Origin of the sequence: Mycoplasma testudinis ATCC 43263 (assembly GCF_000687795.1) — a bacterium.
GTDB classification, from domain to species: Bacteria; Bacillota_I; Bacilli_A; order Mycoplasmatales; family Mycoplasmoidaceae; genus Mycoplasmoides; species Mycoplasmoides testudinis.
The window spans coordinates 14545-28023 of record NZ_JHXT01000010.1 but is presented as its reverse complement, the minus strand read 5'-3'; the positions used below and the strand labels follow the sequence as shown (position 1 = coordinate 28023).

Genomic DNA, 13479 nt, shown 5'->3' with positions numbered 1-13479 from the left:
TTTAAATTTGACCTCCAGCCAATTGTAATAATAAGTGACCCTTGATGTTTTTTAGTTTCCCTGGAATTGTTGAGTCAAATGATTTCGATTCAGTTTCAACCCGAACACCAGCAATCACACTTGGATCAATTTTCGTGTGCACAATTAAGTGGGTTGCTAGTTTCTTTTCTAAGATTTTTTTAATCTTATCAAGTTGTTCAGTTGTTAGTGGATAAGCTGATGTCACCCGAACGTAACGAACGTGCTCAACTTGTTCAACAATTCCTAGAAATTTTTTAATGATAAGTCGAATCGAATGAAACTCTCGCATATCGATTACAACTCGTAAAAAATCACAGAATAACGGATTTAAAAATTTGCCAAAAATTGCAGTTACAGAATCATTTTTTGAGGCTTGATTAATAATCGGTGAACAAAAGATATTTAGCAGGTCGGGATTATTTTGAACCAATTCCATTAAATCAAGAGCTTGTTGATAAATCTCATGACGTAAGTTTTTTTCTTCAGCCAAATCATATAAGGCCCGAGCGAAACTAAATAAGCGTGTTTTATTCAATGTTAGCTTCCTCTAATTCTTTAATAAAGTCTTCAATAAACTTCTCGTTGTCCTGACGGGAAATGTTTTTCTTAGTCAAGGCTTCAGAGACATTTAAAGCAACCGAAATGATTTGTTCGTGCATTTCTTCACGTAGGACCCGTTCCCTGCGTGAAAGTTCTTGTTTGGCATTTTGAATAGTCATGTTAGCACTACGTTTTGCACTGTCTTCAATTTCAGATTTAATCTTGAATCCTTCGTGGGTCGCTTGGGAAACAATTTGTGAAGCTTCCATACTTGCTTTTAAGCGTTTATCGTTTGCTTCTTGCAAGAAAGTTAATGCTTCTTTTTGAGCATTAGCAGCATCATCAATATTTTTTTGAATCAACGCATTGCGCGCAGCAAGATTCCGTTTTGTTGGTTTTCATAAAAAGTAAATCATGAAGAACAACAAAATGATTAAAGCGATAATGTGCGCGATGAAAACCCAGAAATTAGGAAAGAATTGGTTAACAATGTTATCCTGATTAAATTCATCTGGTAAAGCACATGAAGTTACGATAAGCGGAATTAAAACAACCCCAGTTAAAGCAACAAGAATACGTTGAATTTTACGGTAAGGATTTTTCTTATACATTTTACAGCTCCATTTTAGATCAAACGATTAAGCAACGAAGATTAAAATAATCGCAATAATTAATCCGTAAATAGCTGAAGATTCGGCAATGGCACTTCCAACGATGAAAAGGGTTCTAATTTTACTTTCAACTTCAGGGTTTCTAGCTAAAGCCACACAAGCTTGACCAGCTGCGAAACCTTGACCTGCACCCACACCAGCGGCTGCGGCCATGGCTGCACCACCACCAATATATGCTCCGGCTTTTGCTGTGCCATCGGCTGATGTTCCACCGAATGTTTGGTTAACGATGTCGCTAAGGTGTAAGATAATGTTATCCATAAGTTTATACTCCAAATATAGTTTTATTAAGAATGAATTTTAGATGCGATCGTGATCGCTTAGGTTGGTTGTTTTCACATTCATTGAAACACCAGGGGAATTGATTTCAACAGCAACTTTTTTTGCACGGCGTTTGCCTTTTTTGTGGTGGGCTTGGCCTTCTTCAGCATTCATTTTGTTAGACCAATAAGAATACGTTAAGAGCATAAATACATACGCTTGCAATAACGCGATCCCAACGTCAAAATACGAGTGGAATGCCGAGGCAACGACCCCGCCAAAAATACTACCAAGGGCCAGACCTAATGGTACTGGATTAACGCTTGCAAAAATTAATTGGAACAATGCGTAAAACAAAGCCATAATCAATGTTCCAGCGAAGATATTACCTCACAACCGAACTGAAATAGATAGTAGTGGGGAAATTTCTTCAATGATATTTAAAGGATTGATCATAACTGGAACTTTATGACCTTTAATTTTGACATTGAACGTAAATTCTTTTAAGTAACTTAAACGTTGGTATTTAAACCCAGTAATTATAGTCCCAAAAAAAGTCATTAATCCTAATGTAAAAGTGACTGTTAATGAACTTGTTGGTGGCGGCATATTTCCAAACAGAGAAAAAACGTTGGAAAATCCTAAGTACGTCATCAACAATAAGAAGTAAGGTGTAACCTTACGGTTTCTTTCGCCTAATAAATCCAATGTCAAGCTTTCCATGCCTAATACATATTGCTCAACCATGAGCACATATCCACTAGGGGCTTGACTCGGACTCAAACGTCGCGCTTTAACAAAATAGACAATACAGAAGATGGCAATTAAAATAACAGCCAGCGGAATTGTAAAGATTACAGCTGTAGGTTCGAATGGAAACCATTCGATACTATCAACAGGCTTTGTATTTAAAAAAGCCAGTGTTGGATTAGCTGCTTTGAGCGCTTCGTTAGTTTGCTGAAAGACTATCGCCTGAGGCAACATTTGGAACTCCTTTCTTCATCATTTTTTTCAAGTCAGAACGGAAAAAAACGTAATTTAAAAAAATAGAATTAGTTGGCACTAATGCGACAACTGCAACAACACCTGCGATATGGAAAATGCCATCAACTTGAAAGTTGTTTACAGCCGCTACAATAATAATCGGAATGATGTATAAAAAGTAACGACCAATAAACAAAAATCCGCCAATAGTCGAAAAAAACATCGCCCCACGTTTATGAGAATTTGTTTTTTTACTGAGTTTTAAGCTTAAAGACATTAAAAATTTTGGAATAACTGTTGATGAAAAGACAGCAACAATTCCAAAAGGGAGACCAACTAATCATGCGTACAACGTTCCTCAGGGAGCGGTGTTTGTAACACCAAGAATAATTAGAATAATGATTCCAAGCAAGGCAAACCCAAGATAAGAAAGGTTTTTGAAAAACCAAGCTAAATCTGAAGTTGAAGATGCCGTTTTATTAAGCGATTTAAATTTGCTTAAAAATGCAACCTTATTCATAACATACTCCCTTCGCTCCCTAAAAGACATTAGTATTATACGCTTAAAATAAATTCCTTCAAGCAATTGCTTTTAAAAAAGGCAGAAAAATGCTAACAATTGGCACCAATCTACAAAAAAGACCTTAATTACTGTTTGGGAACCAATGAGAACTAATATTTTTGACTTGTAAGGATACTTTATATGATGAGTTGAATATCTGGTTTAATTCACCGACCTTAGCTGCAGAACGCATTAACGAGTTTCCGGCAATCAAATTATAAGGACTTAAATATTCATAATTTCCGTCTGAGCTAGTAAAACTATCAATAATTAAAGCTATTCCAATTCCAACAGAAGACTCTAAACTTGGATTATTTGGATCAGCAAAGGTACCAAAGTAAATTGCTAGCAGCTGAAAACCAGCCGGGTTGCTGTCCTGATGTAAAATCATGGTTCCAGATGCACCACCTGCTAAATTTGAATCAGAAACAATATATCCCAAACCATATTGAACATATTGAACCCCATGATAAAACAAAGTTGTTGCTTTAGGAACATTGGGATTATTTGTTTCTAAAGGAAGATTGGGATCATAAGGACTGTAAGTACCATCTACGCTTGTATTAGGGTTATTATCAGTAAATTCATCTGTTTGAGATTTCGAAACCAAACCAGGTGGAGTATAAGTTAACGAACCATTTGCTTCATCTTTTGTTTTTTTAGCATTAATAGTTCATGCTGGAGAACCTGTTGGGTTACCAAAATTTGCTCCTGAAACTGTCCTTGAATTACTAGTATAGTGTGGTGGTGATACATTTCCAAACGTATCACCCATAGAATAAAATGGGTAACCTCCAGCATAAATTTGTGTTGGAAGTGGATGAATTGGAGTTTTGTTTTTATTAAGTGAAATATAGTCTTTACTATCAAAAAAACTGGTGTAATTTGCTCCCATTAAACTAATTAAATTCATAGCTGGTTCAATTCAGTTTTGGTACGCTTCGCTCTCACCCCGTTGTTGGTTATTTATCGGATTTTTACGATAATGAATCTGAATTTGCAAGACTGCAAAATCTGTATAAATATTTCGATCAGGCTGACTTGCTGCTACCGTACGATTAGGTTGATAATAGTTGGTTGCAGTATAAAACGTGCTTGGTAATGTCGAAAGCGGAACTGAAGTTAGGTTGGCTCCATTTGCATTGCTATTTAAAAATCCTGGGTTTTGGTTATAAAGTTTTCCTAACGAAAACCCGATTGTTGAATCTCCACCTTGGCCATTTGGTGATAACCATGATGGCGTATAAATTCCATCATCAGATTTTAATAAAGCATCAGCCACATGTAAATTAGTTGCAAAATAACCAGTCCAGTTAATATCACCATTGTTATTAACTGGTTTTGTACTAGTTGTATCCCAGTCAAACAACCATCCTGTTCCAAAAATAAAATAGGGCGAATTTCGGTCAGGATTAGCCATTCTTTCAGGATCTAAATTAAATCCTCCAGTATTATCAAATTCAAAACTGAATTCTAAATCGTGCGCGGCCTCATATGGGGTTTGTTGGGGAACTATTCCAACAACTTTATCAGTTTTAGGAGTTACCAAAACTGGCTGGACCGCACACCCAGAGCTAACAACTAAAATCCCTGAAAGGCCAAGACCTAAAATTATATTCAACGATTTAGCTAGTTTGGTTTTATATAGTTTCATTAATTTTGAGGTGTCGTAGTCGAAGTTTTATTAAAAAAATTTGTTTGGATATTATCAGCTTGTAAAGAAGCCAAATAAGAATCTTTAGGGTCAGTTATTAAATTATACGAATTTATTCCGGCATTTTTAAATCTTGCTAAATCGTGGGTATTTAAATACAAAGCGTCAGCAAATCCAAATCCGATTGGAGTAGTGTCGCCAACGGGTTGAACTGTTCCAAAGTAAATCCCCATAACTTGACCATCTTGATTCATCATCATACTACCTGATGAACCTTCACCAAGATTGGAATCATTAATAAAATAAGAAACCCCATATTTGCGATAAGTCGTCCCGTGGTAGGTTAGAGTAAATTTAGGGTTAAGCGTATTTATTTGCATTCCCGGGACAGGCGAATTACTGTCAAATGTAAAATCCCGAGATGTATTAACGGGTTGACCTAAAGAAATACTATTTGATCCAGCATTACTATTAATAGTTCATGTTGGAACATTACCTACACTCGAATCAGCAGGATATCCCGCAATAAAAGCACGAGTAGTTGCTAATGCTCCTCGAGTGTAATCAACACTACTAAAAAACGATTTATCAGCAGTTAATTTATCTAGAGTAGAAACTGCTGGAAGAAACAAATCATCATAGATGGCTTGATCTTTTGCAGATTGAGGAGTACCGAAACGATTAAAAGAAATCGTATATTTAAGCACAGCAAAATCCAAATAAGCTTTAAGATTTTGATTGACACTTGAACCATCGGTTTGTTTCACTGGAGTTGTATAAGTTGTTCCGTCGTTTAGATTAATGGCAGCATATTGAGTCATTGGCAAATGGCTTGCGGGAAAATCTACTATTTTTGGATTATTTTCTTCAAATTTACTAAATGCAAACTCTAAAGTTTTACTTGCACTAGGGTCAAAACTACTACTATTTTTATCAAACGCTGGGGCAAGGTATTCAGGATTGTCGTTTGGGTTAAGTAAATTATTAGCAACATGTAAGTTAGTTGCAATGTATGCTGTAAAACTACTAAGTGAATTGTTAGACGGGTTAACAGTTTCACTATAATCAAATAGTCAACCCGTTCCCCTAACAAGGCTAACGTGAGACCGATCAAATTCTACAGAGTTTCTAAAAAACAAACTAAATGTTAAATCGTGAATATCTTCATACAAAGTATTCTGTGGGACCGTATTTGTTACATGATTTTGACGCATTGGGAAATCAGACGGCGGATTTGAAAATAATGAACAACCAGTCGAAATGGCAACAACAGAAAAACCACTAAAGCTTAATGCTCCGATTAACCACGCTTTTTTATGATTCTTTTTAAAACTTTTGGGATTCATCTGAATATTGTTTCCTTGTAATAGTGTCCCTAATTAAATTTATTGTAAAAATAACAAAACAAAGTAACAAGTATATTACTTTGCTTGATTTTAATTTTTTAATTAAATCAAAACATCCTTAAAATAAAGATATTGATAAATTATATAAAAATTAAATTATTTTGTGCCGTATAAGCGGTCTCCAGCATCACCTAAGCCAGGTAAAATATATCCAAGTTCATTAAGTTTAGGATCTAGTGCGGCTAAAAAAACGTTCACATCTGGATGGTTTTTGTTTAAAACTTTAAGTCCTTCAGGAGCGCCAACTAAGCCAACAAATTGAATTGATTTTGGTTTTAGTTTCTTAATAATAGAAATAGCTTTAGATGCAGATCCTCCTGTTGCCAACATTGGGTCTAAGACAATTACATCTGCCGCTTTAGTATTTTTAGGAAATTTTGCGTAATATTCAACGGGTTGAAGACTTTCTTCGTTTCGGTATAAGCCGATATGACCAATTTTAGCACCAGGAACAACGTGACTAACACCTTCTGCCATTCCTAATCCAGCTCGCAAAATAGGGACTAAGACTAGATCGTTTTTTAAAGCATATCCTGTTGTTTCACACAGTGGTGTTATAATTTTTATTTTTTTAGTTGGGTAATTCTTTCCAATTTCATACATCATCAAAGCGGTAATTTCTTTAAGCAAATCTCTAAAAAAATTAGCCTTGGTTTTAATGTCGCGCATTCTTGTCAACTTATCCTTAATTAGTGGGTGGTCAATGATAGTGTTCAAGATGAAATCCTTTCTAAGAGTTTTATGAATTATATATAAAACTATTTAGATCTAGACCAAAAAATGTTTTTTTAACCCGAAACATTTTCAACCATAAATTTTAAGAATTATAAAAGAACTAACACGATTCGTGGGTTTATGTATAATTTTAAAACCTGCAAGGAGGATTTATGCAGACAAATAATCAAGATTCAATTCGGTCAAGAGCCTTTGGAATTGGAACAATTAACTGCCCAATTAGAAAATACTTCAAAGAATTCGATCGCATTCGTTGAGCCTTTTTCGTTGGCCTATTATTTTTTGTCGTCTCGACTGCTTTTGTTTTAAAAGCATTTGTTGATAATTTAATGGTTAATGAAGTCCGTTTGGGATCAGACGGACGCTTAGATCCAATTGATGGATGAACTGTTTTTGATAAATTCACAAATCAAAGTAATGTTTTACTTTTAATCTTTGCAATTTTTATTGTTTTCTTTCCTAAACACCAGTTTTTAAAAAACAACAAATTTTTATTAGCAACAATGGTTTATATCTGATTCACATTCTTTGGATATAACATTGTTTTAAGCGCAACTGGTGGAGCTTACGGAATAATTGCAACCCAATATGATTTAGCAGTAAGTATCTGACAACATGTAATTACAGATATCTTATTTCTTGTATTAGGATTCTTGAAAATGTTTTGGGATCCTAATTCACGCCTTAAATCTTACTGGACAACAATGCTTCCGGGAATGATTTATCCAAGTCTTTATTTAATTTATGCAGCTAGTATTCCGGTTGTTTTCAATCATTTAAATCATGATAATTTTATTGATTCAAATAATTTCTTAGCCGCGATTCACGAAAAAAACCCTAATTTTATTCCGGTTTATTCAGTTTATGGTTCAGCTACAGACGTAGTAAATAATCCAGCCATATCAGGACCAGCGATTGCCATTATGTACATCATTTTCTTTCCTGGTAGTTTCGCGATTGTCTACTACGCATACTGAGGGATTCAAAAACACTTGGGTCCAAAGATTCCAAGTTATGCTAAAGCACATTAATTAACTGTCTTATTAGTAAAAAAAATCCGGGCTCAAAAGTGAGTTCGGATTTTTTCTTTTCTTATAAAGATTAAGTGAAATTAATCGATAATTGTTTTTGTTCTAGCCGTGGTTCCAAATTCATAAATCGCCGCAAGAGTTTGTTCAACAACTTCACGCAAGGCATCACTGGATTCAAATTCAAAGCTAAAGCGATTGACGACTCACGGAACATTAACTTTATTTGTAACAACTAACTGCTGCTCAAATGAAGAGTTATTAATAAAATTGCGGGCATATCCAGAAATTAAGTTTGTTTTGTACGCACTATCAATTGCTAGTATTTGTTCATTACGCAAACCGCTATTATTTAGAATGAAAGGCTTAGCCTTAACTTTGCTAAAAAAATTGTTATCAAAAAATAAAGGAGGCAAATTTGGATTTTCAGATTGGTAAGAAATAATTGAACACGATTCTAACAAGTCGTCTAATTCAACAGGCTTTGCTAAATCAGATTCGATAACCTCTGGATCATAATAAAACAAATTTGTAAAACCAAGTTGAATTAATTGGGTTGCTAATTTTTGTCCATAATCATTAAATCCAATTAAACCAATTTTAGGCTGTTCATTTTGCGATTGATCATTGAACAACATCTTTGTATCACTGTTTAATGGATGTTGATCTAAAGCTAGATGGTCTAAAATCGCATGAATACTATTTAGAATTCGTTGGGGGTTAATTCGAACATCTAATTTTGCCACATGAATTTGCGCAGAAGCAAAAGCCTTAACGTTTAAATTTTGAATGCTACTTGGAGTAGTGACAATTAAACTGACTCCGTATTTTTTTAAAGATTGAAAAACATAATCGTCAATCCGATAATTCCGCGAAAGTAAAACAACAACATCAAAATCTTCACAAGCATATACAGTTGAAGCATTCAACTCCGAATCAGTAAACCGCATATCAAAGCTATATTTATTAGCTTCATTAAAAAGATTAGCGGTTTGACTTTCAATATCAAAACAAATTACACGCATATTTACTCCTTTGGCAAATCTTGAGGCGGATTATTTTTTTCACTGTTCTTTGCAAGAATTTCAGCAAGCCGTTTTTTAATCGACTTGCCACCTCAATCTCTACCGTATCTATAATGTTTATACAAAATTATTGGGAAAAATAACAAACCAAGAACAGTAGGTAGATAAAAATTGAACGCCCGTCAGACAAAAATAGCAGTATTTAATTGCCCTAAAAAAGCATCTGGATCAACGTTTCCAGTAGAGCCACCGTCCCAAGCTAAAATAAAGCGTTGCAAAACAATTTGAATAGTTCCTTCACCCCCGGGTATTGGGACAAAATTATTAGCTGAAATTGCGACGTTAGAAATATTAAAAATTGTTTGTACATCGTAGTCTTTAGCAATCACTGTATCTAATAATTGAATCGAAAAATAAACAGAAAAATAATTAATGATTGCCAAAATCGTAACACCAACTAATTGAACAATCACATGTTTTCATCGTTTCATTTCGGCAATATAAGCCTTTTTGAAGGATGATTTAAGTCGGTATTCTTCGTATAACTGATCTTTTGTTTTATAAGGCTTTTTCAAAAGCTTCAAAATTTTATTAAAAATTTGTCCTAAAAAGACATGAACATGACGGCTATAAGAAATTGAAAAGAAAATTACAAAAACAGCGATGTCCATCATCATTCCTAAAAAACTAAATCAGTAAGCAACCAACCCCCCCTCAAATAAAACAATTTCTTGGTAATGCAATGAAACAATTATAAACGAGGGTCAAGTCACAATAATTTGTACGAGAGTCCAATATACAGAAGTCGAAGATACAACCAATAAAGCGTCACGATTTGATAAACCATGGCGAGTTAATCAATAAATCCGGTATGGTTCAGTTCCTAACGAAAATGGTGTAATACTTGTAACAAAAACGTTTGTAATCCCAAAAACAAATCATTCCCAAAAATTAGCCTTAATATGATAAGCACGTGAATTAAATCAGATACCAAAACTATTTCAAAATCAATAGAATAGCATCGAAATAATAAGACCAATTAAAAATGGAACTTTATCGGGTGATAATGCCCGTTTAGCTAACTGATCAACTGTATCGAAATTAATTCCCAAAAAGAAAACGGAAGTAAAAACGCCGACCAAAACAACAACAATAAAAAAGACGGCTAAAAAAGCCATGTTTTTCTTGGAAAAAAACTTATTCGCTGCTGATGTGTCAACAGAAACGTTGGGATTAATTAAATTTAATTCGGAATTAGTCATTATGTAAACGTTTATAATTGCATTATAATTATGGAATTAATTATACATATACAAAGCAAAATAATATGTTAAAGTATATGACTAATAATGTAAGTTAATAGTGGAAATTTAAATGAATAGTAACAATAAAAATAACTTAAATAATACTAGTCTAGAACAAAAACAATATCCTCGATATAAAAACATCATTCAAAGGTATTTTTTATTCAAAAAGTACTATGCTTACAATTGAATGCATTTATTTTCTCTTGTCGTTAATGCTTTTATTCCATTTATTATTTTGGCAATTGGAATCAGTACTGCAGTCGAAAAACATAATGCAGCGTATTTATGATTTTCAAGTTGGGATACTTGAACTCATCAAAGTAATATGCTTGTTGCTGTTTTTGTTTGATTATCATTTTTTTGACCTTCATGTAAAGTCTTTAAATCAAATTCATATTTAGTTTGGATAACTACGTATATCTTAATTACATTTCTATTTTTTAACGCCTATGTCATTATGCAAGCTACTGGATTAACTAAAACCAGTGCAGCAATTGAAGAAAGCACAACGTCAGCAAGTTCATTACCAGGTCACATCGCATACATTCCAAAAGATTCTAGTAGCCGCGAAATTTTTTATTCAGTAGGATCGATTTTCTTACATTTAATTAATCCAATCTCGTTTGTAACTTACGGAATTACAAAAATGATGTTGGCCCATAAAAAGGTAACTAAAAACTACTTCCAGTTTCTTTTCTTTGGATTATTATATCCAACCGGATACATGCTTTACTTGATTTATATACCATGATCTGGATTTGCTGATACCGGTACAAGTTCATATGCAGTTTATGGTTCTTTTACACAAACTAAGTACAATCATTTAACTTGAATTTGATTTCCACCACTGTATTTAATTTTTCCTATTATTGGATCCATCATTTGAGTCTTTAATTATTACGGCATTAAGGTCACTAGAAAATATTTACATCACTTGTGACACAAAAAAGAAGACCGTAAAAGCCGAAATAACAAGCCCATAGATAACAAAGCAGAATATGCAGATAAAAACTCAACCGAGTAATTCAAGAAACCAATCAGAAAATCAAGTATTCATCTTGGGCAATTACCTTATCGTTACAAAACATATCTCCGAATAATAGAATTATTAATCTATGTGACGCAAACAATTCATTACTGCTAAAAACTTTTCTTACTCAAACCTTTAAAGTCTCTTATCTAAACGTATTAAAAATACATAAATTACAGTAAGAACAAAACTTTATCTACCTTTTTCTTCATATAAGGGAATAAACTTTTAATTTTAAATTTAACGTCAATCAACTGTGTTTCATAATAAGAAAGGGTCTTTTTTAATTCACTAGATTTTAAAACAGGTTTAGGTTCTGAATCAAATACAAATTTTTGATATTTAAGACCAATTGTCATCATTCCTAAATATAAATTGATTCCCACAGCACACAATCCTATTAATACTAAAACAACACTTAAAATTCATCAATGATTTTCAACATATGAATTAGGAACAAAAGGAGATATATTTAAATTTAAATTTTTAGCAGCAAACTCTGTTGTTCCTTGTGGATTCTTACCAACCAATCCAAAAACCAAACCTAAGATTAGTTGAAAAGCACCAACTAAAAAAAATACACAGGCAATAATTAAACTAAAAATGTACATGGATATATAATATCGACGATGTTTTTTGTTTTTTAATAACAATAACGGCTTGCTATTCGGATTACTAGAAGATGATAAAACATTTGACGTCATAAAATTACCTTAAAACAATTTTACTTTTTAATTGTTAAATTTTATTCATTGCATTATTCAACGAATCAACAGATTTTCCAGTTCCTAATCATTCATAGTTTTGTAGTTTGTCGCGTGAATCTTTCATTTTATTGTAAGAATCATCTAAAATTTTTATTTGATTTTGAATTGAAACTTTATAATCACCTAAATTAATTTGTTTTTGCAAAGAGCTGACTTCATTTGAAACAAAAGCAGATAAAATTACTATGGTACCTGCTGCAATTGTAAATACAGCAGAGAATGTCCCAAAAACTATATCGGAAATGCCCAACGTAGGGACTGAAAGCGCTATAGCTGCTGCCGCTGAAACACCAGCACCAACTCCTAAAACTCCTGCTGTTATTTCTAAATCTGATTCTAGACTGTTTCAATAATCTAATTGATCTTGTAATTGGTTTCTTGTATAAAAAGCTGTATCGTTTATAGTTGAACCGACATTAGAAATATCAGGTTCTCCACCCCCTCCATAACCAATAGGGTAATTTACAGTTGGATAAGTCATGTTAAAACGATTGTTCATAAGAACCGAATTAACGTCCGAAACAGAATTTAATTCTTTTTTATTTTGAAACAGATTTGTAACCAAAGTTAATAATTCTTGAGGAGTTTTGTCAAGCTTTGCCAAAATTGCTCTTTGCGCCGATTCTACGGTTTGTCCATCTTTTAATCGCAACTTATTTTGGATTAACAGTTGGGGTAAATTATTAGCAATTAATTTTAAAGTGGATTTATAAGTGTCTTGTAAACTTTTTGAGTTATCAGTTCAATTGTTAATAATCATAGATTTATAATCAAGCAGATCTGAATCCAAATCATAAGAATCTAATGCAAAAACAACATCATCTTGATTATTCAATAATGAAATTTGGTCAGAATTTACATTTAAGCTATTTAAAGATTCTTTTGATTTTTGATTAAATACAACAGCAGGAGTTAAAACACCAATAATACCAAGTGTACCGAATGCTGTTGTTAAGCAAATTTTTCAATGTTTTTTCATTAATCTTTCTCCTTGAAATAAGTTTTGTGCATAGATCATATTGTGGAAAGTTTTGATTAGGTTACTTCAACTAAAAATAAAATTAAAGACTGAATATCTCAATTGTTCAGCCCGTTTAATAAAATTTTAAGTATCAATAATTTAAATGGGTTGAACTGCTTCAACCCACATAATAAAGTTTAGTGCAAGTTTAGAAGCTTTATATCTTAATAACCAACATTGACCGAATAACAAAATCGGCAAACAAATTTTTGTTTACTATAATTTTGAATTCAGTTCAGTTACAATTTAGAGATAAAAGTTTCATAATTTCAACAAAAAGTATAACACCAAATTTTAAAACGATGCCAAAAAATAATTTAGTAATTTAATTTTTATTCATTCATTATTACAGTTTTATTAATGGCTGCTTTTAGATGTGACATGTTTCTAATTTCTATATCCAACATAATTTTATGAATAAGCAGAATTCTTTTAACACTGAAGCCATCACGTTATGAGATAAATAA

The 13479-nt window shown here is 32.9% G+C and carries 14 protein-coding genes; 2 read left to right on the top strand and 12 right to left on the bottom strand.

The annotated features are described in order from the left end of the window. Position 1 precedes the first annotated feature (1 nt). From atpH to upp, 8 genes are all read right to left on the bottom strand, one after another. On the bottom strand, positions 2-556 hold the full coding sequence (atpH, locus tag T384_RS0103180; RefSeq protein ID WP_027119816.1) for an ATP synthase F1 subunit delta: 555 nt from the start codon (positions 554-556) through the stop codon (positions 2-4). Continuing rightward, positions 549-1172, bottom strand: coding sequence for a F0F1 ATP synthase subunit B (gene atpF / locus T384_RS0103175; protein ID WP_027119815.1), 624 nt, complete (start codon positions 1170-1172; stop codon positions 549-551). Before atpF ends, atpH begins: the two co-directional genes overlap by 8 nt. A 27-nt stretch (positions 1173-1199) precedes the next feature. Further along, positions 1200-1493 carry an ATP synthase F0 subunit C gene (gene atpE / locus T384_RS0103170; protein WP_027119814.1) on the bottom strand — a complete coding sequence of 98 codons (294 nt, stop codon included), beginning with the start codon at positions 1491-1493 and terminating at the stop codon, positions 1200-1202. Between the two features lie 39 nt (positions 1494-1532). Then, positions 1533-2477 (bottom strand): F0F1 ATP synthase subunit A, encoded by a 945-nt coding sequence (locus tag T384_RS06345; RefSeq protein ID WP_052663479.1) that lies wholly within the window; start codon positions 2475-2477, stop codon positions 1533-1535. Beyond that, a complete protein-coding gene (locus T384_RS0103160; RefSeq protein ID WP_027119813.1) occupies positions 2443-2997 on the bottom strand; it encodes an MG406 family protein in 555 nt (184 codons plus the stop codon). The genes T384_RS06345 and T384_RS0103160 overlap by 35 nt, the downstream gene beginning before the upstream one ends. 124 nt (positions 2998-3121) lie before the next feature. After that, entirely contained in the window at positions 3122-4693 is a 1572-nt protein-coding gene (locus tag T384_RS0103155) for a DUF31 family putative serine protease (protein WP_027119812.1), read from the bottom strand. Continuing rightward, entirely contained in the window at positions 4693-6039 is a 1347-nt protein-coding gene (locus tag T384_RS0103150; protein ID WP_027119811.1) for a DUF31 family protein, read from the bottom strand. The genes T384_RS0103155 and T384_RS0103150 overlap by 1 nt, the downstream gene beginning before the upstream one ends. Positions 6040-6195: 156 nt before the next feature. Continuing rightward, positions 6196-6816 (bottom strand): uracil phosphoribosyltransferase, encoded by a 621-nt coding sequence (gene upp / locus T384_RS0103145; protein WP_027119810.1) that lies wholly within the window; start codon positions 6814-6816, stop codon positions 6196-6198. Between the two features lie 170 nt (positions 6817-6986). Between upp and T384_RS07000 the strand changes: the two genes are divergently transcribed. Continuing rightward, complete coding sequence (locus T384_RS07000) at positions 6987-7865, top strand: DUF1600 domain-containing protein (protein ID WP_052663476.1); 879 nt, start codon at positions 6987-6989, stop codon at positions 7863-7865. An 80-nt stretch (positions 7866-7945) separates the two neighbouring features. Here the strand turns inward: T384_RS07000 and T384_RS0103135 are convergent, their stop codons facing one another. Together T384_RS0103135 and T384_RS0103130 are read right to left on the bottom strand one after the other, a co-directional pair. Then, positions 7946-8887 (bottom strand): Rossmann-fold NAD(P)-binding domain-containing protein, encoded by a 942-nt coding sequence (locus T384_RS0103135; protein ID WP_027119809.1) that lies wholly within the window; start codon positions 8885-8887, stop codon positions 7946-7948. Between the two features lie 2 nt (positions 8888-8889). Further along, on the bottom strand, positions 8890-10149 hold the full coding sequence (locus tag T384_RS0103130) for a lysylphosphatidylglycerol synthase transmembrane domain-containing protein (RefSeq protein ID WP_027119808.1): 1260 nt from the start codon (positions 10147-10149) through the stop codon (positions 8890-8892). Positions 10150-10261: 112 nt separating this feature from the next. Between T384_RS0103130 and T384_RS0103125 the strand changes: the two genes are divergently transcribed. Beyond that, a complete protein-coding gene (locus tag T384_RS0103125; protein WP_027119807.1) occupies positions 10262-11218 on the top strand; it encodes a DUF1600 domain-containing protein in 957 nt (318 codons plus the stop codon). Positions 11219-11397: 179 nt separating this feature from the next. On the opposite strand, the gene T384_RS0103120 is transcribed toward T384_RS0103125, so the two are convergent. Both T384_RS0103120 and T384_RS0103115 read right to left on the bottom strand, forming a co-directional pair. Then, a complete protein-coding gene (locus T384_RS0103120) occupies positions 11398-11928 on the bottom strand; it encodes a hypothetical protein (RefSeq protein ID WP_027119806.1) in 531 nt (176 codons plus the stop codon). 34 nt (positions 11929-11962) lie between these two features. After that, positions 11963-12970 carry a hypothetical protein gene (locus T384_RS0103115; RefSeq protein ID WP_027119805.1) on the bottom strand — a complete coding sequence of 336 codons (1008 nt, stop codon included), beginning with the start codon at positions 12968-12970 and terminating at the stop codon, positions 11963-11965. Positions 12971-13479: the final 509 nt, after the last annotated feature.